Below are 23463 nucleotides of genomic sequence, written 5' to 3'. Positions count from 1 at the left end.
CGATCCACACTTTGCTACTTGCGGAGATCGGCCGCCTGAATATCAAAAAGCTTTTTGAAAGAGCGCCAGGAAGTCGCGAGTGGTGGTGTGCCGGGGATTCCACCGATTGTAGTTGGCTTGTGTGCACAGTGCAGCCATTTCCTCGAACTTGGCTGGGTCGACGCCCACGTCCCTAAGTTGGCCAGGAATTTCCAGATCGGTGCACAGCGCCTTGATGGCGGCTATGCTGCTATGGGCAGCATCGAGTGTCGGCATGCCTTGCACGTGCTGGCCCATGGCTTGTGCGACCCGTGCAAACTTGGCGGGATTCGCTGGCAAGTTAAAAGCCGCCACATGTGGCAGGCAAACCGCGTTGGATAAGCCGTGCGACAAATGAAAGTAAGCCCCCACAAAACGCGCCATGCAGTGAACATTGCCCAGGCCCGTCTGGCCAAAGGTGATGCCAGCCAGTGCCGAGCCGCAAAGCATATTCAGGCCGGCTTCCAGATTGTCGCGATTCGCCACGAATTGCCGAATATTGGCTGCGATCAGTTCTATGGCTTGCAAATTGATGGCGTCGGTGATCAGGTTGGACTGTCGGGAAATATAGGACTCGAATGCGTGCACAAACGCATCCATGCCCGAGTGGGCTGCAACATGTGCCGGAACGGTGCGCAGTGCCAGGGGATCCAGAATGGCGATGTCAGCTGGATTAAGCGCTGCATGCCGGATCGACATTTTCAGGTTTTTTTCGGTATCGGTAATGACACAAGAGCCTGAAACTTCGGAGCCGGTTCCAGCGGTTGTAGGGATGGCGATCAATGGTAGAGGCGGAGTCGTAAACTTCTCGATTCCCTCGTAGTCATGAATGCGCCCGCCGTTTGTCGCGAGAATGCCCACTGCTTTTGCCACGTCCATGGCGCTGCCGCCGCCGATGGCCAGTATCACGGTGGCCTTACTGGCCTGGCATACGGCGAACGCCTTTTCCACGGTGTGGGCGCTTGGATCGGGCTCGATCTCGGTATAGGTGCTGATCGTTACGTTGTGGTTTAGCAGAACCGCTTTGACGCGGGCGTAAAAATCACTTCCTTCTAATGCCGCATCGAGGACGATGAAGATCCGTTCGCACCGATACTGGCGTATCGCATCGGCAATTTTTTCATGGGCGCCGATACCCATATAGATACGGGTCGGACAGAAGAAAGTGGTGACGTCGGTAAGTTGCATGGGGGTTCTCGCGGGCTGGAGTGTCAGTTTTGGGCTATGGCCGAGCTTGAAACCAGATCAGTCCAACGAGTGCTTTCTTCAGCGACGAACTTTTTGAATTCGGCTGGCGGAGTGCCACCGGGTTCTGCTGCCATGCCTGCGAGTATTTTCTGCATGGCAGGGTTCTTCATGCTGTTGACCACCGCTGCGTGTATTTTTGCTTCCACTTCTGGCGGCAGACCCTTAGGCCCGGCAAGGCTATACCAGGTAGTCATGGCATAGCCAGGTACGCCGGCTTCGTCAAGTGTAGGCAAATCGGGGAACGCTGATGCGCGCTTGAGCGTGGTCACGCCCAATGCCTTGACGTTGCCGCCGGCCATCTGGGCAGCGGCCGATCCGGCGGAATCCAGGGCAAACGCCAGACGCCCGCCGATCAAGTCGCTCATCATGGGCGACGCACCCTTGTAGGGTATGTGTTCAGCATCGATTTTCGCCGACGATTTCAGCAACTCGCCGGACAAGTGTTGTGTGCTTCCGATACCAGCAGAGCCGTAATTGACCTCACCAGGCCGTTGCTTGATGTATTCGAGCAGCTCGGCGACCGAATTTACCGGGAGCGATTTATTGACGATAAGGACATTCGGTACATGGGCTACGCTGGTAATCGAGTCGAGGTCATTCTGGAAGTTGTAGCTTAGGCCTTTGTATAGTGCGGCTGCCGCGGCATGGCCGACATTGGCGAGCAATAGCGTGTACCCGTCAGCGGCGGATCGTGCCACATAGGCTGCGCCCAAGGTGCCACCGGCGCCAGGCTTGTTTTCGACAACCACAGGCTGGCCCAACTCGTTTTGCAGTTGATGAGCCACCGCGCGTGCCACGAGATCGGTGGTGCCGCCAGGAGTAAACGGAGCCACTAATGTGATGGGCTTGGAGGGCCATTCGGCCGCCAATGCTGGCTGCCCTGCGAGGCCCAATACAGCCAGCACGCCGGCTCCTAGTTTCATGAGTGTCAACATCTCTGGTATTTCCTTTTTCTGGTTTTCTGACGAGTTAGGTAGTTTGATTTGCCCGGAATTCGGGTGGTTCAGTGGTCAATCCAGCGCGATGTTCAAGCCGCTTACCAGCGGGCGCCAGCGCTCAATTTCGTCCTGCAGTAACTTGGCTGCGCCGTCCGGAGTCTGATGATCTGTCGCGGGCATTTCGATACCCGACGCGGCAAGCCGTTCTGCGACGGCCGGATCACGCAGAGCGGATTGCAAGGCTTGACCCAGCCTTGCGACCTTGTCCTTAGGCGTTGCACTGGGCGCGAGCACCATATTCCAGATGTCGTAGTGCAGATTGGAATAGCTAGACTCGCCGGCTGCCGGCACATCGGGCAGGGCCTTGATACGCGTTGCCCGTAGCACAGCAATACCGCGGGCCTTGCCAGCTTGAATGGCGGAAACGGACGTCGTGCTGCTGTCGACCATGTAGTCGATATGGCCGGCCATGACGTCGGTCAGTGCCTGACCGGCGCCGCGATAGTTAACGATCTCGACCTTCTCGCCCAGGGCCGAATTCAATATCAGTGCGCCTAGGAATGAGCCTGAGCCCACGCCCGCAGACCCTGCGTTCATTTGCGCGGAATGAGTCTTCAGGTACGTGGCGAATTCATCCAGACCGTTGGCGGAGAGATCTGGGCGAGCACTGACTATTTGCGGCGCATCCCCTACCGAGCCGATAGGCGTGAAGTCCCGAAGGACGTCAAATGGGAGTTTCTTATATAAGGAAACATTGGCGGCGAGCGTGCCAACGTTGCCGATAAGTAAAGTGTAGCCATCGCCTGGTGCACGGGCTGCGCGCGACGATCCCACGGTGCCACCGGCTCCGGGCGCATTTTCGACAATGACCGTTTGGCCAAGCTCGCGCGACATGCCGTCGGCAATAACACGGGCCAACACATCAGTTGGTCCGCCGGCGGCAAACGGTACGATCATGGTTAGTGCGCGGTCGGGGTAGGCGGCCGCGGCGGACGTGCCGACTATCGAACCGAACATGCAGATGCCTGCCAGCATGGCGACGCGCCGCAAATTGGATGTGAACAAATTTTGTCTCCTGATTGGACTCGGAACATAACGTTCAGAGCCCGTATTGTTGTTAGAAATTAAGGGTTGAAAGTAATCAGCCGTTCTTCGGTCATTTCCCGCATGGCATGCCATGGGCCTTCTTTGCCGAAGCCGCTGTCTTTGACTCCACCAAACGGCATAACGTCGGATCGCGCGCTTGAGGTTTCATTGATTTGTATCGTCCCGAAGCGCAGACTGCGGGCGGCTTTCAGGCAACGGTCGATATTTTGGCTGAACACGCCCGCAGAGAGTCCGAACGGTGTCGAGTTGGCTCCGGCGATCGCCTCGTCGAAATTATCGAACGGACGGATCGACACCAACGGCGCAAAGGCTTCCTTGCACCAGGCGCTGCCTTCATCGGGCACATCAACCAATACAGCAGGCGTCAGAACCGATTTGTTGCGCTGGCCGCCACACAACACCCGGGCGCCCTGAGCGCGAGCTTCTTGTACCCAGCTCTCGGCGCGGATGGCGGCCGCTTCAGTGATCAATGGACCGATCCGAGAGGCGGGATCGCGCGGTTCGCCTGCGGTCAGAGTGCCTGCGAATTCGACCAGACGTGCAGCAACTTCCTCGGCAATACTGCGTTCGACATACAGGCGCTGGACCGAAGTACACACCTGACCGGCTTTTCGGAATGTTGCGTTCGCAATTTTTGGAATGGCGCGATCCAGATCCGTATCGGCACACACAATCGTGCTTGCAATGCTGCCCAGTTCCATTTGTGTACGGCGCAAACCGGCGGACTGCTGAATGATGCGTCCGACCCGAGTACTGCCGGTAAAGGTGTAAAACGCGACGTCCTGCTCTTCGAGCAACCACGCACCTACTGTGTCGCCTTCGCCCTGCAGCACAGCTAAAAAGGCAGGGGGCATTCCGGCCTCGAGCAACACTTCGGCCAATAGCGCTGAGGTCAGCGGCGTGTAGGCCGAGGGCTTGAGCACGACGGAGTTACCTGCCGCATAGGCGGGTGCCACTTTATGCAGAACGGTATTCAAAGGCGAGTTAAAGGGCGTTATCGCGCACACGACGCCGATGGGAAAGCGCATCGTGAAACCAATCCGATTGTGCGCTCCGGGACTCGCGGCGAAGGGCACGATGTCGCCGGTCAAGCGAGTGGCTTCTTCGGCCGATAGATTCAAGGTGATGATGGCGCGATCCAGTTCTCCGTTGGCATCTGACGTCACGAATCCGGCTTCGGCGACCATTGCCCCTACGAAGCGAGCGCGGTGTTGTTCAAGCAGACGGCCGGCCTCGCGCAGCACGACCCCTCGTTCATGGGGCGGGGGCGCTCCACGGTCTACGGCAGCTTTCGCAATCTGAACGGCCGTGGTAACCATTTTTCGATCGGCTGCTGCCACATCAGCCACTTTTTCACCAGAGAATTTATCAAGAACCGCAAATTGTTCGGATGATTGAATCCATTCCCCATTGATCAGACACCCGTCAGGTGCCATCCATTCATTATGAAACGTTATTTTTGTCATGCGAGAAATAGCTCCGATAAATCTTTGAGTAAACTGAGGTGGCTTCAGAGTGGCGTTTAGGCCCAAAGGTGGCAGTATACCTAGCTGTTCTGCCAGCCGCAATCCCGTAGGCTTACTTTTTGCGGTTGTGGTTCAACGGAATGTTGCATATCTCCCCCGTCAATATATCCCTAAATTTACACGCAAATGGAAACGTTTCATTTGATGCCGGAGGGTAAAGTAGGGTTCCGTTCTTTCGAATGTCGAAAGTCGCGCGAGGGTGGCGGACAAGGGAAAGGGTGCATGCGCTGCATGCCGGCACCATTGAGATCGGATATCTCTGGTTGCGCCGCCGTGCATAAAAAAGGAGCCAGCTATTGCTGGCTCCGAGACGCTTGAGGATTTTTAGAACTGAAAGCTTGACGCTTTTAGTCGGAACCCAACTTCACCTTTAGGGGTTGCCGCTTTTCGATTGCCCATTTAAGCAAGGCGGCGCTGCGATATATGCCGTGGGCAAATTTTCCGTAGGGCATGGTCAGGAACAGGGCCATCACCACACCAAGATGAAGCGCCAGAAGCAGACCCATATAGCGGGTATCGCGTAGAACGAGTAGTGCCAGACCCGTTAGGCTGATCAGGAAAAGCAGGACGATAAAGCCTCGGTCCATGGGCTTTTGCGCGTCATCACCATGTTCGGGATGACGAGTGAAGTTCAACCACAATAAGCCCGCCGGGCCTATCAGTAGGCCGATCCCACCCAGAGTCCCCAGAATCACCGGCAAGCTGGTCCAGGCATAGGGCGCCGGCAATCCCAGCAGATAGTGATAAAGCGTTGCCACGCTGGTCGCAGCGAAGCACAACATGAATCCGTAGAACGTGAAGTGATGAAACCGGCGCCGCCACAGGGTGAAGGCATCATCTTCGTTATTGCAGCCCTTTCCATGACCGCCATCCAGGTACCGCAGCCGCAGGACGTCTTTTGTCGTTTCTATGACGGCTGGGCCCGATGCCTTTCCGGGCGAGACCTGCCGCCAGAAGCCGGAAACACCGATTCCCAGCGCAAGGACGGAAAATCCGAAGACGGCGCCAAACATAAGCACCAGCATATTGTGCGGAAAGATTGCATAGAAATCGCCCGCGAGCGGCTCGTGCAGCAAGCTGCCCGTCATGGCGACGGCGAGAATCAAGAAGAGGGCGATTGCGGCTGCCATCGCGAGGGATACGGCCAAGCCGTTACGCTTGTATAGCGCGCCCAAGGTGGGCGGCCATGCGTAGTCGGTGTAAGTTTGTACACGCACTTTCGCCATGACTTTGGGAACGTTGACATTAAATTCGTGTGGCGCGGCATACTGACAGGCATGCAGACAATCGCCACAGTTGTGGCACAAGTTCGCCATATAGTTGATGTCGGCCTTGCCGAATTCCAGACGCCGCGTCATCGCCGGGAATACGGCACAGAATCCTTCACAATAGCGACAAGCGTTGCAGATCTGCAAGATGCGCGCCGCTTCGGCTTCATCGGCCGAGAGCAACGCCAGCGCGGGCGATACGCCACCGCAAGCAGCGCCGTCACCCATCACGAGCTCGGCGGATTCTGTTATGTGACCAGAAGCCAAGGATTTGGCTTCGCTCATTAATTTATCAAGCGACATCCCGCTTGCCTCCTTTAAGCATGTTGTGCTGTTTGGCAGCCGCCGCGGCGCGATCGCCGGCGATACGCCCAAACACGGTTCCAATAGACATCCCTACACCCGCGGTGTAGCCCTGGCCGAGCACGTTGCCGGCCATCATTTCCCCTGCCACAAACAGGTTCTCGCTAGGCTCGCCGTCGAAATGTACCGCCGCATCTTCGTTGACCTTCAAGCCCAGATACGTAAACGTGATGCCGGGTCGTAGCGCATAGCCGTAATAGGGCGCGGTATCCAGCGGACGGGCCCAGTGTGTCTTGGGCACATCAAGGCCTTCGGTATGGCAATCGTCCAGCACGGTGTGATCAAACGACCCGACGCGGCAGGCAGCGTTATATTCGCTCACCGTGCGGGTAAAGGTATCGACGTCCAGACCTAGTTTGGACGCCAGTTCGGACAGCGAATTGGCTTGCGTCCCGGGAAACACTGGCGGCATGAAATTGCCCACCGATTTGGCATCGATAATGGAATAGGCGATCTGGTTTGGCTGATGCGCCACTAAACGGCCCCATATCGCGTATCGTTTCGGCCAGAAATCTTCGCCTTCGTCATAGAAACGTTCGGCCGTGTTATTGACGACAATGCCGAGCGATACGCAATCGATTCGAGTACAGATGCCGCCGTCGTATAAAGGTGCGCGAGCGTCGATCGCTACGCAGTGCGACTGCGAAGGGTCGCCGATTACGTCGGCACCGGCATCGATCATATGGCGCAGAAGCACGCCACGATTGAATTTAGTACCGCGTATCAGGAAGTTGTCGGCGGGCCATTCACCGCGCTCGTTCTGGCCCCAAGCCTCGCGCAACCATTCGCGATTCGATTCGAAGCCGCCGGCGGCCATGACGCAGGCGCGAGCCTCGATGCGCTCGCCACCGATGCGGGCAGCGACAAATTTGCCGTCGACCAGTTCAATGGAGTCCACAGGTGCGTTATAGCGGATCTCGACACCGAGCTGTTGGGCGCTGCGATAGTAAGCGTTGACCAGCGCCTTTCCGCCGCCCATGAAGAACGCATTCGTTCTGGCGACATGTAGCGTGCCTGATAAGGGATTTTGGAAATTGACACCGTGCTTGCGCATCCAGTCGCGACAGGACGATGTTGCGCGTATCACCATGCGCGCCAGCTTTTCGTTTGTGATGCCGCCCGTGACCTTAAGCAGATCTTGCCAATATTCTTCTTCGGAATAGGCGTCTACCAAGACATCTTGAGGTGCATCATGCATGCAGCGCAAATTTCGCGTGTGAGAGGAGTTTCCCCCTCGCCACTCGGGTGGCGCGGATTCCAGCATCAATACGCTTGCACCTGCTTCTTTTGCCGTCAACGCGGCGCATAAAGCGGCATTGCCGCCGCCAATTACCAGTACGTCGTACACCGGAGAACCTTGCCCCACGTTTGCTCCTTTTCTCTTCAACACGCCCGGAAGGGCTTATGAATGCTGCTGTATACAAAAGTATACCATCGCATTTCATCCTGCGTTAAAATGATTAATCGAGGATACTGGCCATAGTGAAGCGCTACATTTGGTGCTTCGCCCTATATCTTTTCTTTAGGCCAGCAACACACATGACATCAGGTACCACTGAAGCCCAAGTCCTTCGAGGCGTATCGCGCAGCGATCAGGCTTATCAATTCATTGTCGATGGAATCGAGGCCGGACGATTGGCGCCCGGCACGCGTTTGCGCGAAATTGAACTGGCGGAAACCATGGGTCTGAGCCGAACACCCATACGTGAAGCGCTGAGCAGATTGCAGGTCGAAGGCCTGGCTGTGAACGATTCAGCACGCGGGCTGGTGGTGACCGAGCTTGACTATTCCATGACCAGCGAGCTCTACACGATGCGCGAGGTGCTTGAAGGTACGGCCGCCAGACTGGCGGCGCGCCATGCGTCGGATGTTGAAATCGATTTTTTGAATGAGATCAATCAGCGCGATGCGCTGCTGACCAAGCCCGAAGACCTGGCGGCGAACAACCGGCTATTTCACGGCACGCTTTATCGCTGCGCCCATAACCGTTATTTATTGAAGACCCTGAATTCGTTGCAAGAATCGATGATGCTGTTGGGTCGGACTACCTTGGCCGCCCCCGGACGCGCCGAGAGTTCTCGCGCCGAGCACCAGGCAATCGTCGATGCGTTGTCCCGGCGCGACCCGGAAGCGGCCGAATTGGCGGCTCGCGCACATATTATTTCGGCCTATCGGATCCGCTTAGACAGCATCTTTAATGCACCTGGGGTACCTGCGGCTCAGGACCAGGCTGCTCCTATACCTGGCGTTGCGGAAAATCTTTGACGCTGCCTAGGGGCCTGTGCAGACTGCATCATAAGTAGATGCGAGCCAGGCCTTGGGTGATCGAGGCAACGATACGCTCGCGCCTGCTGCCAATATGCTGAGTCAAAACGGCTTGTGCGCTTTCCTGATCTCGCTTTATCAGCGCGTCAACGATCTGCGAATGCTCTTGTTGCGTGGATTCCCGACCCACATTTTCCATGTCGATCCAGCGGATGAAGCGCAGTCTTTCATTCAGGCTGATCAACATGCGCTTGAGTTCTGCATTGCGCGCCATGTCGGCAATTCGCAAATGGAATCCTTCATCCAGTTCGACCAGTTTCTCGCTCGAGGCGGTCGCCGGAGTGGCCATGCTGGCTGTTAGAAATTCGGAAATATCCTGAAGCTGCTGTTCCGACGCTCGTTCGAAGGCCAGTCGTAGGCATTCGCGTTCAATTGCCATGCGGGCCTCGTACAAATCGGCCATTTCCTGGATATCCAGCGGCTTGCGTACGTAGCCTCGGGTGGATTCCATCAGCAGGCCTTCGCTGGCGAGCCGCGTCAGTGCCTCTCGTACGGGCGTGCGGCTGACGCCGAACTGCGCTGCAAGTTCCAGTTCATTCAGGCGCTCGCCGGGCTTCATCTGATAAGAGATCGCCATGTTTCGTAGCGCGGTGAACACATCGGCGCCCCGGCCGCGTTGACTTGGCTTGGCATCCGGCTTGGTTGATTTGGAACTCGACATTTATCTTTCTGTATACCTAAAAACATACTTAATGAAACGCCATTTTGCGGCCGGCGTCAATTCACGCTGGGGCTCCGCAGGCTGAAATCAGACGCGCAGCATATGGCGGGTTTTCTAAGTATATAGTTATGTATACTTAAATAAATTCGCCGGTCAGCGGATAAGCGTGGCGCACGCGAATCGCAAGCTGACTAAATCAATGTCATGGTCAATGACGAGTCTGTCAGTTTGCCCCCAAAGGAGATGTGATGAGCAAAATAAATGGCGCGGATGCGTTAGTCCGCATGCTGCAATTAAATGGCGTAAAGCATATTTTTGGCCTGTGTGGCGATACCAGTTTGCCGTTTTACGATGCGTTGGCGCGTCTGGATCATGGCATCGATCATATACTCGCTCGCGACGAGCGCAGCGCTGGTTATATGGCAGACGCCTATGCGCGCGTCACGAACAAAGTGGGCGTCTGCGAAGGCCCCAGCGGTGGCGGCGCCACCTATTTGTTACCCGGCCTTGTCGAAGCCAACGAATCGTCAATCGCCGTTCTGGGGATTACGACAGACGTGTCCGTGACTTCACGCGGCAAATTTCCTTTGACGGAACTGGACCAGCAAGCGTTATATCGTCCGCTGACCAAGTGGAATACCACGGTCAATCGTGTTGAAGAAATCCCTGATGCCGTGCGTGGCGCCTTCCGTGCAATGACCACTGGCAAGCCGGGCGCTGCGCACATATGCCTGCCTTACGATGTACAGAAGCAGCAGATCGACGCTGCATCCGTATGGGCGCAAGAAGGCCACGATACCTTCCCGGCAATGCGCAGCGCTCCGAATGGCGACGATATCGAGAAGGCGGCCGCCAAGCTGGTCGCCTCGAAAGCGCCAGTTATTGTGTGTGGCGGCGGCGTCGTGTTATCGGGCGCCTGCGAAGCGCTTGATGTTTTGGCGACCAGTTTGAATGCGCCGGTCTGCACCACGATCAGCGGCAAAGGCAGCCTCGCCGATACCCACCCTTTGAATGCGGGCGTAATCGGGGCCAATGGCGGAACGGACGCAACGCGTGCCGTTGTCGCGGGGGCCGACCTGGTATTGTTTATCGGATGCCGCGCAGGGTCCACGACAACCGAACACTGGCGCTTTCCATCACGCGACATCCCTATCTTGCATATTGACGCGGATCCTATGGTGATCGGCACGAACTATAAGACCGATGTTGCCATGGTCGGCGATGCCTTGCTGGCCCTGACACTGCTCAATCAAGCCGTGTCGGATCGCATTGACCAGCGTCCGTCAGCGGTGGCCGACGGACGGGCCATTACGCACACAGCGCGTAGCGCCAAGCAAAAGGCACTATTGGCGCTGGCATCCGAGCTGACTACCCCGATTAAACCGGAGCGCGTGCTGGATGCCCTGAACCGCTTGTTGCCGGATCATGCCGTGGTGGTGGCCGATCCCGGAACGCCGTGTCCTTATTTCTCTGCATACTTTAATTCCAGCAGGCCTGGCCGCCACTTTATTACCAATCGTGCTCACGGCGCGCTGGGTTTCTCGCTGTCCGCAGGTATCGGCGCCTCGTTCGGCCGGCCCGACGCAGTGGTCGTTTCCGTAATGGGCGATGGAAGTTTCGGCTTCACCTGCGGTGAACTCGAAACGCTGGTACGCCGCAATATTCCATTGAAAATGATTGTTTTTTCGAACAGCGTCTTCGGCTGGATTAAAGCGAGTCAGCAAGAAGGCTACGAGCAGCGCTATTTTTCGGTCGACTTCAGCCGCACCGACCATGCCAAAGTGGCAGAGGCGTTCGGCGTCAAATCCTGGACCGTTTCTGATCCTGCCGATGTCGATACCGCCATCAAGGCGGCGCTGGCTCACGACGGTCCGGCGCTTGTCGATGTAATTTCCCAAGAACTTCAGGATACGGCCGTGCCGGTCAGTCAATGGATGGGATAAGCAGGGGCAATGTCGTGAGCCGTCTAATCGGCAATAATTGGTACTGCCTCGACATTTTTTGGACATGGAAACGATGACACAGCAGAAGTGGGTCCAGCAAGCCGTATCGAAGATAGAAGCCGATTTCAATCGTTCGGCCGATACCCACCTGATTCCCGTGCCTCTACCGGCCTATCCGGGGGTTCAGCTGTATTTGAAGGACGAATCCAGCCATCCCACCGGTAGCCTGAAGCATCGGCTGGCTCGTTCGCTATTCCTGTATGCGCTGTGCAATGGTTGGCTGAACGAGCACAGTACTGTGATCGAGGCGTCATCCGGTTCGACTGCGGTGTCCGAGGCCTATTTTGCCCGCCTTATAGGCCTGCCTTTTGTGGCCGTCATACCGCGTAGCACCTCGGTCGAAAAGATTGCCGCAATCGAGTTCTATGGCGGACACTGCCATTTGGTCGATAAGTCGCACGAAATTTACGGTGAGTCCGAGCGACTTGCACGTGAGCTGGGCGGCCATTACATGGACCAGTTCACCTATGCGGAACGGGCGACCGATTGGCGCAGCAATAACAACATCGCCGAATCGATTTTTAATCAGATGCGGCAAGAGCAGCACCCCATACCGGCATGGGTGGTCTGCAGCTGTGGAACGGGCGGAACGACCGCCACGATAGGTCGATATATACGCTACCGCGGCTACGATACCCGCGTTTGCGTGGCGGATCCCGAGAACTCGGTATTCTTTGATGCTTATGCATCGGGCGATGTCAACCTATCCCACGAGCAAGGCTCGCGCATCGAAGGCATCGGGCGCCCGCGCGTTGAAAAATCGTTCATTCCCAGCGTGATCGACTGCATGGTGAAGGTGCCCGATCTTGCTTCACTTGCGGCCCTGCGATATTTGCACAACAGCCTGGGGCGGCGCAGTGGAGGCTCGACTGGCACCAACTTTATCGCTGTCCTGCATTTAGCCCGACAAATGCATGAGGCAGGCCAGACGGGGTCGATTGTCACCATCTTGTGCGATAGTGGAGAGCGCTATATGGGAACCTACTACGACGACGCGTGGTTGCAATCGCAACAGCTAGATATCGCGCCGGCGCTGGAAGCCTTGACCGCATGCGCCGACCGGGGAGACGCCATGCCGTGGCAGCTGGCCGAAAGCATGCGCAGCACCAACGCCTTTACGCACCGGTAGTTCATCTCTCGTCTGTTCTCGCCCATCGCCGCTAAGGTTAATGATAATCATCCGCAATTAGTGGTAAATTCTAGCCCTACCGGGGTTGGCATGACGCTGGCCCGAGCCACCGTGGAGCGGCAGGTACTCAACTACGTCATCGATGGCATTGATCGACATCAAGCTACATGGCAGGGCGCTCGCGTTTGCAGATACGCTGCAGGCGTTAACCAGCAAGGCACATGATTACGGGCATGCTGTACGAAGACAGCATGCCCGTTACTTTCACGCGTTATTGATCAGCTTACCGAAATCGGTGAAACCGACGAGGCCCTTCCTACGGGGCAAGGCCTGTTCTTCTTAAGCGGCTTTTTGCGCTTCCTCCATCGCAACGGTTTTGCGGCTTGCAAACCATTTGCCGATCAGTACAACCGATATCGCTCCGCCAATTTCGGTGGCCAATTTGACGGTGGACGACACTTCATGGCCAAGTTGGTTGACAACGAAGACGTCGGTGACCAACATGCCGCCAGCGATCCATCCGAGCAACGCTGCTCCGATCGTAACCACGATGGGGAAGCGATCGATAAGCTTAAGCACCAGTGTGCTACCCCAAATGATGATAGGTACACTGATCACCAGACCGAAGATGACATAGCCAAGCTGGTGATCGGAATGGGTATTCTGGGCCGCGCCCGCAATCGCGATAACGTTATCCAGGCTCATGACGAAATCGGCAATCAGTATGGTTTTAACCGCTGCCATGACCGAGCCGCTTGCCTTGATGCCGTCGTGGTGACTGTCTTCGGGTATCAGCAATTTGGCACCGATCCAGAACAACAACAGGCCGCCTACAATTTTAATGAAGGGAATGGAAAGCAATGTCAGCGCAAAGGCGATCAGGACGACGCGCAGGATAATCGCCCCGGCCGTGCCCCACAGTATCCCTTTGACCCGCTGTTTTGGCTCGAGATTACGGCAAGCCAGGGCGATCACTACAGCGTTATCGCCCCCTAACAAAATGTCGATCATGATGATCTGAAACAATGCTCCCCAGTGAAGCATTTCAAAAAACTCTACCATCCTTCCTCCGCTTGCCTGCCCAAAGGCAGGAAAAATATATCCGAACGCGCGCCACTTTTAGGCGCAAGTAAGGGGGAATTGTAATTCAGCTTTTTGTAAGCTCGGCGTAATCCGCCATTTTTTTTGATAAAAATACTCGCTAAAGCGATGACAACGCAGTACAGACCTTGTTTCGCCCGGAATGCTTGGCTTCATACAGCGCTGTATCGGCACGTTTCAGCAAGACATTGAGATCATCGTCATGGTCTGCCAGCGTGGTGACCCCAAGCGATATCGTATAAACGAGCTGGGTACCCGGTTTCGGCGACACGTGGGCATTGCTGATGGCGATTCGTACGCGTTCGGCAACCTCGACTGCCGCCTCCAGCCCGGTTTCTGGCAGAAGGATAGCGAATTCTTCGCCGCCCATTCGACCCACAAGGTCGACATCGCGAAGTACTTCTAGAACAGTTCTGCTGATGGTCTGTAGAACCACATCGCCTACTGGATGTCCATGGTTGTCGTTAATTCTTTTGAAATGATCAACGTCGAACGCCACTAACGACAAGGGTCGTTTATAGCGCCGCGCCCGGGCCAGTTCGGTGGCGCCCATTTCCATGAAGTGGCGCCGGTTGGCAAGGCCAGTCAGAAAGTCTTGTTCGGCCTGCTCCTTCAATCGGCTCATGTGCTGGATATGTTCAGTCACGTCGCGCCCAATGCAAATGATTTCCGTGATCTTGCCATGCGCATCGCGTAGCGCCTCTGCGGTCCAGTCCATGCTGCGCACGCCATCCGTGGTGTATTCGCGGAGACGACCCGATGTTGCGTAGGGCGGATGGAACAGCTTTTCAAAGTGCTCATAGACCAGAGATCTATCTTCCGGAATGACATTTTCCCAGTAGTATCGCGTGCGCACGTCGTCTGGCTCCAGCCCATATAGCCGGCGGTAGGCGGGGTTGATATAGGTATGCAGGCCGTCGCCATTCAGTTTCATCACTACATCCTTGGTGTTCTCGACGATGAGCCGGTAGTTTTCTTCACTGGCGCTCAAGGCGGTAATGACCTGCGCTTCTTTACGGTCGAACTGCCGTTGCTTGCGCTGATAGGCGTAAAGGCTGAATATCGTGACCAGCGATATGAGCCCAAAAAGGCCGGATTGCAATATTGCGCTTGCCCTCCAGGAACGAAATACATGATCCAGTGGCCGACCGACGGCGACAGCGAGAGATTGATCCATATTGAGAGCAGACGGCCGGACGGTACGCTGTGCCGTCATCTGGGTATCGCCATTGAGCCCGTCAGCCGGCGTCAGTTCGGGGGCCGACAGGCCGCTGTGCTGGTGACTTACCAATGAGGCTTCGAATGCGGACAGTCTGATATCGATCGGTTCGTTTTCATGGTTGGGCATGCTGGCGAAAACTTTGCCGCTTTGGTGGACAAGCGACGTCCACATATCGTCGGTGTAAAGCACTGAGCGCATCAGCGTCTCGAAATACTGGGTATTTAATGTGGCGAACACCACCCCCTCGAATTTGCCATCTGACGCCAGCGCCGCGCGCGTGAGGTTGATTGCACTGGCACTTAATACGCTTCTGAATGGGGCGGAAACATACAGGGTCAGCTTATTTGGGTGTTGCTTTGCCGTGCGAAAGTAATTGCGATGGCTTAGGTTGTTGCCGAGATTGCCGATATTGTTCGACGCGATCAAGATCCCGTCGGCATCGAGGATGCCAATGGTGCGTATCCCGGGCATGGCGTTGGCCATGGCGTTGATAAAGCTGACGTGGGTGTTTCTGTCATACGAGCCTTTCCAGACCGAGAGATCCTTAAGCAACGATTCGAGTACCCGGTTTGCCGTGGCCAGCTGCAACTCCATATTTTCGGCAATGATCCGCGCCTGCGTTGAAAGCCTTTCCCGTTCGCGGGTTGCGGTTCGCTGGTAATCAAGGTAAAGGTTGACGCCAATGGCCCCGCCCAGGAAAACCAAGGCCAACGCCACTGCCATCCACTGAGCCAAGATGCGGTTTCGCGACCTTCGCGGTGCTGGGGCATGGTCTTGCAAGGAAGCAGCGGGCATTTTTGCAGGGTACCGATGATTGGACCCTTGCGGGCGAAGAAGCGTCAGTCAGTACAGTCGGATGCGTGACAATCAGGTCGAATATAGGCTATTTGCCCGTATTCGTAAATCTGCGCGAACTTGCTGAAACGGACGAAAGGGGCTCGTAGCGATGGCAGTCGGTCGTGTGATCCATGATGCAGCCAATTGCCTGCAAGTATGAATAACAGATCGTCGGACCAACAAAATTGAAGCCCGCCTTTTTCAACGTGCGGCTCATGACTTCGGCCTCTGGGGCCACGACCGGGACGTCAGTGTGCTGCCGGTTATGGTTGATTTTTGGCGCGCCGTCGACGAAAGACCAGATCAGTTCGACAGGGTCATTCAGTTGCAGCCACGCTTTGGCATTCTGCCTTGATGAGTTCAATTTCAGGCGATTGCGGATGATGCCGGGGTCCTGCATAAGCTGGTCGATGTAGCCGTCGTCCATGGCGGCGACCTTCTCGGGATCAAAATCGAACAGGACTTCGCGAAAGCGGGGACGTTTCTTTAGTACTGTGATCCAGGAAAGCCCTGCCTGAAAACCTTCGAGCAGCAGCATTTCAAAAAGGTGCCGAGGATCGCGCGAAGGTACACCCCACTCAGTATCGTGATAGGCGATATAGACCGGGTCGTCAGTACACCAGCTGCATCGCTTGACCAAGGAGTTTGTCAATTTAACCGCCGCAGCCGCCGCAGCAGCTTCTGCCTTCTGCCTTCGGCCTTCAGCGCCTGCATGAGTGTGCTGGCGCATTGTTCGCCTTTGAGGCCAGCGAGTTTGAGCATTCCGATTTGCATTGTTTTTTTCCAGGTAAAGGCATAAGTAAGAAAGATGTCTGTTAAATAGATCTTATGCCTCTGGCAAGGGACCACCAGTCCTGAATGTAAGGTTGTGCGCTTTGTCGGTCGACGTATCGCTGAATTTTTGGCGCAACGGGATCACCATTAGCGCACAGACGGTTCAACATGACGTAAAGGTCCACATCCGCGATGCTCCAGGCGCCAAAAAGGAAATTGGCGTCTTCATCGATTAGCGTGTCTGCCACGTGCAAAAGCTTGGCCGCCGCCTGCTGCCCCGCCGTCGACAATGGCTGCGGATTCTTATGGCTATAGATGACCGTAGTGGGCCGCTCTTCACGCAAAGCACCCATGTCGCTGCGGACCCAGGCCTGGATCTGCCGCGCGCGCGCCCGTTGTTGCAGGTCAGACGGGAATACCGTTTTAAATTCGGGGTAGGGGTACGCTTCTTCCAGATATTCAATGATCGCCGAAGACTCCGAAAGCGAAAATTCGCCAGCGACCAGGGCGGGAATTCGGGACGTCATTGAAAGCCGAGCAAAGTCTTCGGTCAAATTCTCACCCGTATCAAGGTCGACAGTCTTAACTTCAAAGGGCAAGCCTTTCTCGTGCAAAGCCGCATAGACCGACAGGACGTAAGGGCTGGAAAACGCGCTATTGCTATATAACACCAGGTCGTGGCTCATGACTATTCCTGTAGAGCAGAATGAAACCGGATCAGGCACTGCGTCGGAGCCGCCCCAACGTCACGCCATGACAGTCAGAAGAGTGTAGATAGAAATACGCTGCAGCGATAGCGCCTACTAAGCGGTCAGTTGGCGGGAGTCGATTGCTCTTGCAGTGCTGCGGTGCACGAAAACCGTGGAGACAGGGTGCTCTATAATCTGCTGTGTATTTATACAGCCGACCGCCATGGACCCATCGTTATCCGTTTCTGCCGCACAGCGTCGTATCGCGCATCTGGATATGGATGCCTTCTACGCATCGGTCGAGCTTTTGCGCTACCCAGAGTTGCGCGGCTTGCCTGTCGTGATTGGCGGTCGTAACGACACGCAGCCCCGAACCATGCCGGACGGCACCCGTGTGTTTTCCCGTTTGCGCGGGTACACCGGTCGGGGCGTTATCACCACATCTACCTACGAAGCACGTGCCCTCGGTGTGTTTTCCGCAATGGGCTTGATGAAGGCCGCCCAGCTTGCGCCGGCAGCTATCCTGTTACCCGTTGATTTCACTGCCTACCGCCAGTATTCGCGCCTGTTCAAGGCGGCGGTAGCCAGCGTGGCATCATGTATCGAAGATCGTGGCATTGACGAAATCTACATAGACCTCAGCGATTCCGAAGAAGATACGTTGCCACTGGCACAAAGAATCAAGGACGCTGTGACCGGTGCCACGGGCCTCTCCTGCTCCATTGGTATTTCGCCAAACAAGCTGTTGTCGAAGATTGCGTCTGACCTTGATAAACCGAATGGCCTGACGATTATTGGTCCGGGCGATCTGCAGAGACGCATCTGGCCGCTGCCGGTGGGCAAAGTCAACGGCATCGGCCCCAAGGCGCAAGCACGGCTGGCGAACTTGAACATCTTCACCATTGCGCATCTGGCCGCCGCGCCACCGGATCTGTTGCAGCAGCATTTCGGCCTTAGCTACGCGCGTTGGTTGATCGATGTTGCTTTGGGTCATGATGAACGTCGCGTCGTTACGTTTTCCGAACCGAAATCCATTAGCCGGGAAACGACCTTCGAACGCGACTTGCACGTGCAACGGGATCGGGCCGCATTGTCCGAAGTCTTTGTGCGCTTATGCAGCCAGCTCGAAGCAGACCTTCGCCGCAAGGGTTATGTCGGGCGTACCATAGGTATCAAGCTGCGTTTTAACAATTTCCGAACCGTGACGCGCGATATCACTCTGCCGGCTCATACGGCCGATGCGGCGCAGATTCACCGGGCGGCGGGCCAATGCCTGAAGCGCATATCGCTCGACCACAAGATACGATTGCTCGGTGTGCGCATTAGTAGTTTGCGAACGAGCAGCGATGATGGCACCGAGGCTTTGATGCTGCAGGAACCTCGCCAGCTCACACTTTATTGAGCCGCTCCAGGCTTTTACATCGGGCCGGTGCCAGCGTTGATTCTTACATTTTCTCCACGTGTTAACGATACGTCAGCTTAATAACGGAATACCGCGTTTTGCAATTGATATATTACTTTTGGTGATGTATAAGTAACTTTCCTATCGTTATAAATCGGTGGAAAGCTTGATAGGATGATGGCGCCGGGCGGATAATCAGAAGCACATAACCCCGCGCCAGCCCGTCTATTAATCTGCTCGCTCTTTCAGGTAGAAAATAATGAAACTCTCTCGTGTTATGCGCGGCGCGCTCGCCGCTGGTGTAACGGCATTCGCCGCTTTGGTCGTGGGCGGCGCCCACGCTGCCGACCTGCTTGATACGGTGAAAGAACGCGGTACCTTGATCGTCGGAGTCGAAGGCACCTATCCACCATTTAATTTTGTCGATACCAAAACCCAACAGCTGGATGGCTTCGATATCGACGTATCCAAGCTTCTTGCCGATAAATTGGGCGTAAAGGTCCAGTTCGTAAAGACCGAATGGAGCGGTATTCTGGCGGGCCTAAGCTCCGGCAAGTTCGACGTTATTGTGAATCAGGTGGGCATCACACCCGAGCGCCAGAAGACGTTTGATTTTTCCATACCTTACGTGGCGTCTAGTCCACAACTGATTCTGCGCAAAAATGACGACAGCCCGTACAAAAGTTTCTCGGACCTGAAGGGCAAGAAACTGGGCGTTTCCCAAGGTAGCAACTACGAAGCGCTGGCGAAGGCTCAGAAAGGGGTGGAAGTAAAAAGCTACCCAGGCGCCCCCGAATATCTGTCGGATCTGGTCAACCGGCGGGTCGACGCGGCGCTTAACGACCAGCTAATGACCGCTTATCTGATCAAGACTTCGAATGTTCCCATCAAGGGTGGCGCCATCGTGGGCGAGCCGGCATTTAATGGCATACCTTTCAGAAAGGACAATCCCAAGTTCAAGGCAGCAGTCGACAAGGCGCTAGAGGACGCATTTAAAAACGGCGAGTTCGCCAAAATTTCAGACAAATGGTTTGGTATCGATGTCAGCAAGGTTCAAAAGCCCGCATAAACAATGAACTTAATCGAACTGCTGGCACTGGCTGCTCCCATCTTATTGAAGGGAACGGGCTACACATTAGTCTTTGCCTTTGCTGCCATGTTCGGTGGATTGCTGGTAGGTTTCGTACTGGCCGTTGCGCGCATCCTGCCCAGCCGATGGTGCCGTGTGCCGGCGACGCTTTATGTCAGCATGATGCGAGGCACCCCCTTGCTGGTGCAAGTCTTCATTATTTATTATGGGCTGCCCAGCATTGGCATTTCATTTGAGCCCTTGACCGCAGGCGTGCTGGCCTTGAGCCTGAATGCCGGTGCCTATATCTCTGAAAGCTTGCGTGGTGCCATTTTGGGGATTTCACGTGGCCAGTGGTCGGCTGGATACAGCCTTGGGCTGACCTATCGTCAAAATCTGTACTACGTGGTGATGCCCCAGGCCTTGCGCCTGGCAGTGCCATCCATGAGCAACACCCTGATCAGTTTGATCAAAGACACCTCGCTGGTGTCGGTCATCACGGTTACTGAACTGTTGCTGGCCACCAAAGACGTCATCGCCACAACGTTCCAGCCGCTGCCACTGTATCTGGCTGCCGCCGGCATTTACTGGGTATTAAGTTTGTGCCTCGAGCACGTGCAGCGTCGCCTGGAGCGACATTTCGGCCGCGCCCAGGCGGCCTGAGCAAAACAGTTAAATGCTTAGGTCGACGTCGACCGGGTCGCCGGCACGGAGGTAAGTGCCCATGCTGGCGCCAGACACCACGGCATTGACCCCAAACAACACACCCTCGGGGAACCGGCGCTTCGCAGCCAGCGTAAAGCCGGGCTCCGCGGCGGCTACGGCCGTGGATTGATCGATATTGGGAATCGGGCACCGTGCGCACCGCTTTACCAGGCCAAAAACCAACTTTCCTATACGCAGGCTGGCGATGTAGTCCTCTTCGTAAGCGTCCAGGCCCTGCAGCACGATATTGGGTCGGAAACGGTTCATAGGGACCGCAGCTTCGCCTTTGGTCTGTAATTGACGGTTCAGTTCGTCCAGCGAGCCCTGGTTTGCCACCAGAAATGGGAAACCATCGGCAAAACCAAACTGATGGCGGGCCGGAAAGTCGGGCGCGCGTTCCTGATTTTCGCGGCGCCATGCATTCACGTGCTGCGGGCTGGCGATACGCTCGGCTAAAGGATGCACTCGCAATAGGCGGCAGGGGGTACCAAGGAATTCAGTAAGCCATTGTGCGACCTCGTCGCCTTCATCCTGGCCCGATGTGTCGCTGCTCCAGATGCGTACGGAAACAGGGGGCGTAGGGACAGTGTCGGTCGTCGCGCTTATGGATATTTGCCCCATGCCTGGAGCGGTCAACGTTAACGTGTCGTTCGCTACAGCCGGCTGGATCAGCGCCATTCTGGGGAGTTGGCGTTGAGTCAGGAAGACGCCCTGCCGGTTTACGATTACCCATTGCCGGTCCTGGCTCAAGCCGGCTTCGGATACGCCGATCTCGCCATGAGTAAGGCCGGCGCATGATTTGACCGGGTAGCTATGCAAACTGAGAATGGTGATAGTCATGATCGTATCGCTAAGAGTGCCTGCCCGAATCGGGATACATCAGGCGCATAATAGCTCCTTCGCGAGAATTGTCGTTGAAGGGTTCATTTATGCCTGTGAAAGACTGGCTGGCTGCCATGGTGGTCATCATTGCCTGGGGTTTGAATTTTGTCGTCATCAAGCAGGGCCTGACCGAGATTCCGCCATTGCTGCTGGGCGCCCTGCGTTTTTCTCTGGTGGCTATTCCCGCCGTCTTCTTCATCAAGCGACCCGCCTTGCCGTGGCGCACCATCATCTTGTATGGCGCAACCATCAGTCTGGGCCAGTTTGTATTTCTTTTTACCGCCATGTATGTGGGTATGCCCGCCGGGCTGGCCTCGCTGGTGCTCCAGGCGCAGGCTTTCTTCACCGTCTTGATGGCCGCCCTTTTTCTTGGCGAGCGGGTTCGTCCTCATAATGTGATTGGGATTGCCATAGGGGTTCTGGGGCTGGCGTTTATCGCGCAGGGTGCGACGCCCGGCAGTGTGCCGGTGCTGGGTCTAGTGCTGACCTTGCTGGCTGCCCTGAGCTGGGCAGCGGGAAATATCGTGACAAAAGGCACTGGTAGCATCGATATGCTGGCCCTGGTGGTATGGGGGGCGCTCGTTCCCCCACTGCCTTTTTTCTTGTTGTCGTGGATATTTGAAGGTCCTGCAAGAATACAAGCCAGTCTCAATGATGTGACCTATGTCGGCGTGCTGGCCGTCTTTTATCTCGCAATTGTTGCAACGATAGTCGGCTACGTACTTTGGGGCCGCTTGTTAAGTAACCATCCCGCCAGTAAAGTTGCACCCCTCAGCCTTTTGGTGCCTGTCGTCGGCTTGCTGTCCTCCGCGTGGTTTCTAAACGAGCGCCTAGAGCCGGTTCAATGGCTGGGAGGCGTGGTGGTCATGCTAGGCTTGACCATTAACGTGTTCGGCTTACAGGTATGGAAGCGCTGGCGCCCTGCAAGTTAGACGACTGCGTTAAAATTTGCGCTTCGCAGCATTTACTGCGATCCCTTCTTTTAAATACAGGATGCCAACATGAAATTTGATCGGTCGGGTGTGAACGCGCTAATGGAAATCACTTCGCGTCCCGAGCTGGTGTTTGTACGTGGGCAGGGCTCATGGCTGGAAGACCATAATGGCAAGCGCTACCTGGACTTCATCCAGGGGTGGGCGGTCAACTGTCTGGGTCACTGTCCGCCGGATGTCGTCGAGGCCATCAACGAGCAGTCCACCCTCCTGATCAACCCTTCTCCTGCGTTTTATAATGTGCCCTCGATGGAGCTCGCCAAACGCTTGACGGGTGCTTCATGTTTTGATCGCGTCTTTTTTGCCAATAGCGGCGCGGAAGCCAACGAAGGCGCCATCAAACTGGCACGGAAATGGGGCCGCCTGAATCGCAAGGGCGCCTTCAAGATCATCACATTCGACCATAGCTTTCACGGCCGCACATTGGCGACGATGTCGGCATCGGGCAAGCCGGGTTGGGACAAAATATTCGCGCCGCAAGTGGATGGCTTTCCGAAGGCCCATCTTAATGATCTGGAATCCGTTCGGGCCCTGATCGACGACCAGACCGTTGCCATCATGCTGGAACCTGTTCAAGGCGAAGCCGGCGTCATTCCGGCAAGTCCGGAATTCATGCAGGCACTGCGCGCGCTGGCCGACCAACATGGCCTGCTGCTGATTGTCGATGAAGTGCAAACCGGCATGGGTCGTACTGGCAAGCTGTTTGCCTACGAACACTCAGGCATCACGCCGGACATCATGACGCTGGGCAAGGGCATAGGGGCCGGGGTTCCCTTGGCCGCCTTGTGCGCACGCGAAAGCGTGTCCTGCTTCGATCACGGCGACCAGGGCGGCACCTATAACGGTAATCCCCTCATGACCGCCGCAGGCGTTGCTGTCTTTGACGCCTTGACGGCCGACGGCTTTATGGAATCTGTCAACGTCCGCTCCACTCAATTGTCCGAAGGCTTGCTGGCTCTGTCGGCAAAATGGGGAATGAAGGGCGAACGAGGCCAGGGCCTGTTGCGCGCCCTGATTCTCGATCGCGACGATGGTGCGGCGATCGTCGAAACCGCCAGAGACTGGGCGCCGGAAGGCATGCTGTTAAACGCCCCCAGACCCAATCTGTTGCGCTTTATGCCGGCCCTGAATGTGACGGCTGAAGAGGTCGAACTGATGCTTGAACGCTTGGACGAAGTGATAAGCCAGGTTCGCCGCTGACCAA

At 56.0% G+C, this 23463-nt stretch carries 20 protein-coding genes; 8 read left to right on the top strand and 12 right to left on the bottom strand.

Going from position 1 to position 23463, the window contains the following annotated elements; all coding sequences use genetic code 11:
• Positions 1 to 42: 42 nt before the first annotated feature.
• The 6 genes from EKL30_RS10950 to tcuA all read right to left on the bottom strand — a co-directional run bounded on the left by EKL30_RS10950 (position 43) and on the right by tcuA (position 7816).
• A complete protein-coding gene (locus tag EKL30_RS10950) occupies positions 43 to 1206 on the bottom strand; it encodes an iron-containing alcohol dehydrogenase (protein WP_233583017.1) in 1164 nt (387 codons plus the stop codon).
• 23 nt (positions 1207 to 1229) lie between these two features.
• Entirely contained in the window at positions 1230 to 2201 is a 972-nt protein-coding gene (locus EKL30_RS10945; protein ID WP_233583015.1) for a tripartite tricarboxylate transporter substrate binding protein, read from the bottom strand.
• 75 nt (positions 2202 to 2276) lie between these two features.
• Positions 2277 to 3269: a tripartite tricarboxylate transporter substrate binding protein gene (locus EKL30_RS10940; protein WP_233583013.1), complete on the bottom strand. Its 993-nt coding sequence runs from the start codon at positions 3267 to 3269 to the stop codon at positions 2277 to 2279.
• A gap of 59 nt (positions 3270 to 3328) precedes the next feature.
• Complete coding sequence (locus EKL30_RS10935; protein WP_126707256.1) at positions 3329 to 4777, bottom strand: aldehyde dehydrogenase family protein; 1449 nt, start codon at positions 4775 to 4777, stop codon at positions 3329 to 3331.
• Positions 4778 to 5184: 407 nt separating this feature from the next.
• Positions 5185 to 6333 carry a tricarballylate utilization 4Fe-4S protein TcuB gene (gene tcuB / locus EKL30_RS10930; RefSeq protein WP_233583030.1) on the bottom strand — a complete coding sequence of 383 codons (1149 nt, stop codon included), beginning with the start codon at positions 6331 to 6333 and terminating at the stop codon, positions 5185 to 5187.
• A gap of 64 nt (positions 6334 to 6397) precedes the next feature.
• Positions 6398 to 7816 (bottom strand): FAD-dependent tricarballylate dehydrogenase TcuA, encoded by a 1419-nt coding sequence (gene tcuA / locus EKL30_RS10925; RefSeq protein ID WP_126707326.1) that lies wholly within the window; start codon positions 7814 to 7816, stop codon positions 6398 to 6400.
• Positions 7817 to 8007: 191 nt separating this feature from the next.
• Here tcuA and EKL30_RS10920 point away from each other — a divergent pair, with 191 nt between their 5' ends.
• A complete protein-coding gene (locus EKL30_RS10920) occupies positions 8008 to 8733 on the top strand; it encodes a GntR family transcriptional regulator (protein ID WP_126707255.1) in 726 nt (241 codons plus the stop codon).
• Between the two features lie 28 nt (positions 8734 to 8761).
• On the opposite strand, the gene EKL30_RS10915 is transcribed toward EKL30_RS10920, so the two are convergent.
• Complete coding sequence (locus tag EKL30_RS10915) at positions 8762 to 9454, bottom strand: GntR family transcriptional regulator (protein ID WP_126707254.1); 693 nt, start codon at positions 9452 to 9454, stop codon at positions 8762 to 8764.
• Between the two features lie 248 nt (positions 9455 to 9702).
• On the opposite strand from EKL30_RS10915, the gene EKL30_RS10910 reads away from it, so the two are divergent.
• Together EKL30_RS10910 and EKL30_RS10905 are read left to right on the top strand one after the other, a co-directional pair.
• Positions 9703 to 11397: a thiamine pyrophosphate-binding protein gene (locus tag EKL30_RS10910; protein WP_126707253.1), complete on the top strand. Its 1695-nt coding sequence runs from the start codon at positions 9703 to 9705 to the stop codon at positions 11395 to 11397.
• A gap of 73 nt (positions 11398 to 11470) precedes the next feature.
• On the top strand, positions 11471 to 12586 hold the full coding sequence (locus EKL30_RS10905) for a PLP-dependent cysteine synthase family protein (protein WP_126707252.1): 1116 nt from the start codon (positions 11471 to 11473) through the stop codon (positions 12584 to 12586).
• Positions 12587 to 12925: 339 nt separating this feature from the next.
• Here the strand turns inward: EKL30_RS10905 and EKL30_RS10900 are convergent, their stop codons facing one another.
• The 4 genes from EKL30_RS10900 to yfcF form a co-directional block, all read right to left on the bottom strand.
• The gene (locus EKL30_RS10900) at positions 12926 to 13648 is read right to left on the bottom strand and encodes a TerC family protein (protein WP_126707251.1); all 723 of its coding nucleotides are present in this window, start codon (positions 13646 to 13648) and stop codon (positions 12926 to 12928) included.
• A 139-nt stretch (positions 13649 to 13787) separates the two neighbouring features.
• The gene (locus tag EKL30_RS10895) at positions 13788 to 15704 is read right to left on the bottom strand and encodes a diguanylate cyclase (protein ID WP_126707250.1); all 1917 of its coding nucleotides are present in this window, start codon (positions 15702 to 15704) and stop codon (positions 13788 to 13790) included.
• 88 nt (positions 15705 to 15792) lie between these two features.
• A complete protein-coding gene (locus EKL30_RS10890) occupies positions 15793 to 16476 on the bottom strand; it encodes a DNA-3-methyladenine glycosylase I (protein ID WP_126707249.1) in 684 nt (227 codons plus the stop codon).
• An 85-nt stretch (positions 16477 to 16561) separates the two neighbouring features.
• Positions 16562 to 17206, bottom strand: a complete 645-nt coding sequence (gene yfcF, locus EKL30_RS10880) for a glutathione transferase (protein WP_126707248.1) — start codon at positions 17204 to 17206, stop codon at positions 16562 to 16564.
• Positions 17207 to 17432: 226 nt separating this feature from the next.
• Between yfcF and dinB the strand changes: the two genes are divergently transcribed.
• The 3 genes from dinB (at position 17433) to EKL30_RS10865 (ending at position 20343) form a co-directional block, all read left to right on the top strand.
• Entirely contained in the window at positions 17433 to 18611 is a 1179-nt protein-coding gene (dinB, locus tag EKL30_RS10875) for a DNA polymerase IV (protein WP_126707247.1), read from the top strand.
• Between the two features lie 259 nt (positions 18612 to 18870).
• Positions 18871 to 19680, top strand: a complete 810-nt coding sequence (locus EKL30_RS10870) for a transporter substrate-binding domain-containing protein (RefSeq protein ID WP_126707246.1) — start codon at positions 18871 to 18873, stop codon at positions 19678 to 19680.
• Between the two features lie 3 nt (positions 19681 to 19683).
• Entirely contained in the window at positions 19684 to 20343 is a 660-nt protein-coding gene (locus EKL30_RS10865) for an amino acid ABC transporter permease (RefSeq protein ID WP_126707245.1), read from the top strand.
• A 9-nt stretch (positions 20344 to 20352) separates the two neighbouring features.
• Here the strand turns inward: EKL30_RS10865 and EKL30_RS10860 are convergent, their stop codons facing one another.
• The gene (locus EKL30_RS10860; RefSeq protein WP_126707244.1) at positions 20353 to 21225 is read right to left on the bottom strand and encodes an MOSC domain-containing protein; all 873 of its coding nucleotides are present in this window, start codon (positions 21223 to 21225) and stop codon (positions 20353 to 20355) included.
• Between the two features lie 89 nt (positions 21226 to 21314).
• Between EKL30_RS10860 and EKL30_RS10855 the strand changes: the two genes are divergently transcribed.
• Entirely contained in the window at positions 21315 to 22199 is an 885-nt protein-coding gene (locus tag EKL30_RS10855) for an EamA family transporter (protein ID WP_126707243.1), read from the top strand.
• Positions 22200 to 22268: 69 nt separating this feature from the next.
• The gene (locus tag EKL30_RS10850; RefSeq protein ID WP_126707242.1) at positions 22269 to 23459 is read left to right on the top strand and encodes an acetylornithine transaminase; all 1191 of its coding nucleotides are present in this window, start codon (positions 22269 to 22271) and stop codon (positions 23457 to 23459) included.
• The last annotated feature ends 4 nt before the right edge of the window (positions 23460 to 23463 follow it).

The sequence above is a fragment of the Candidimonas sp. SYP-B2681 genome, assembly GCF_003971065.1.
Classification (GTDB): domain Bacteria; phylum Pseudomonadota; class Gammaproteobacteria; order Burkholderiales; family Burkholderiaceae_B; genus Pollutimonas.
The sequence above is the reverse complement of the archived record's forward strand: the minus strand, read 5'-3'. Positions and strand labels throughout refer to the sequence as shown.

What these genes read in the sequence shown, in the direction of transcription:
- EKL30_RS10950 (WP_233583017.1), bottom strand. Translation starts at nt 1,206, where the DNA reads ATGCAACTTACCGACGTCACCACTTTCTTCTGTCCGACCCGTATCTAT.
- EKL30_RS10945 (WP_233583015.1), bottom strand. Translation starts at nt 2,201, where the DNA reads ATGTTGACACTCATGAAACTAGGAGCCGGCGTGCTGGCTGTATTGGGC.
- EKL30_RS10935 (WP_126707256.1), bottom strand. Translation starts at nt 4,777, where the DNA reads ATGACAAAAATAACGTTTCATAATGAATGGATGGCACCTGACGGGTGT.
- tcuB (WP_233583030.1), bottom strand. Translation starts at nt 6,333, where the DNA reads ATGGGTGACGGCGCTGCTTGCGGTGGCGTATCGCCCGCGCTGGCGTTG.
- EKL30_RS10920 (WP_126707255.1), top strand. Translation starts at nt 8,008, where the DNA reads ATGACATCAGGTACCACTGAAGCCCAAGTCCTTCGAGGCGTATCGCGC.
- EKL30_RS10915 (WP_126707254.1), bottom strand. Translation starts at nt 9,454, where the DNA reads ATGTCGAGTTCCAAATCAACCAAGCCGGATGCCAAGCCAAGTCAACGC.
- EKL30_RS10910 (WP_126707253.1), top strand. Translation starts at nt 9,703, where the DNA reads ATGAGCAAAATAAATGGCGCGGATGCGTTAGTCCGCATGCTGCAATTA.
- EKL30_RS10905 (WP_126707252.1), top strand. Translation starts at nt 11,471, where the DNA reads ATGACACAGCAGAAGTGGGTCCAGCAAGCCGTATCGAAGATAGAAGCC.
- EKL30_RS10900 (WP_126707251.1), bottom strand. Translation starts at nt 13,648, where the DNA reads ATGGTAGAGTTTTTTGAAATGCTTCACTGGGGAGCATTGTTTCAGATC.
- EKL30_RS10895 (WP_126707250.1), bottom strand. Translation starts at nt 15,704, where the DNA reads ATGCCCGCTGCTTCCTTGCAAGACCATGCCCCAGCACCGCGAAGGTCG.
- EKL30_RS10890 (WP_126707249.1), bottom strand. Translation starts at nt 16,476, where the DNA reads ATGCGCCAGCACACTCATGCAGGCGCTGAAGGCCGAAGGCAGAAGGCA.
- yfcF (WP_126707248.1), bottom strand. Translation starts at nt 17,206, where the DNA reads ATGAGCCACGACCTGGTGTTATATAGCAATAGCGCGTTTTCCAGCCCT.
- dinB (WP_126707247.1), top strand. Translation starts at nt 17,433, where the DNA reads ATGGACCCATCGTTATCCGTTTCTGCCGCACAGCGTCGTATCGCGCAT.
- EKL30_RS10870 (WP_126707246.1), top strand. Translation starts at nt 18,871, where the DNA reads ATGAAACTCTCTCGTGTTATGCGCGGCGCGCTCGCCGCTGGTGTAACG.
- EKL30_RS10865 (WP_126707245.1), top strand. Translation starts at nt 19,684, where the DNA reads ATGAACTTAATCGAACTGCTGGCACTGGCTGCTCCCATCTTATTGAAG.
- EKL30_RS10860 (WP_126707244.1), bottom strand. Translation starts at nt 21,225, where the DNA reads ATGACTATCACCATTCTCAGTTTGCATAGCTACCCGGTCAAATCATGC.
- EKL30_RS10855 (WP_126707243.1), top strand. Translation starts at nt 21,315, where the DNA reads ATGCCTGTGAAAGACTGGCTGGCTGCCATGGTGGTCATCATTGCCTGG.
- EKL30_RS10850 (WP_126707242.1), top strand. Translation starts at nt 22,269, where the DNA reads ATGAAATTTGATCGGTCGGGTGTGAACGCGCTAATGGAAATCACTTCG.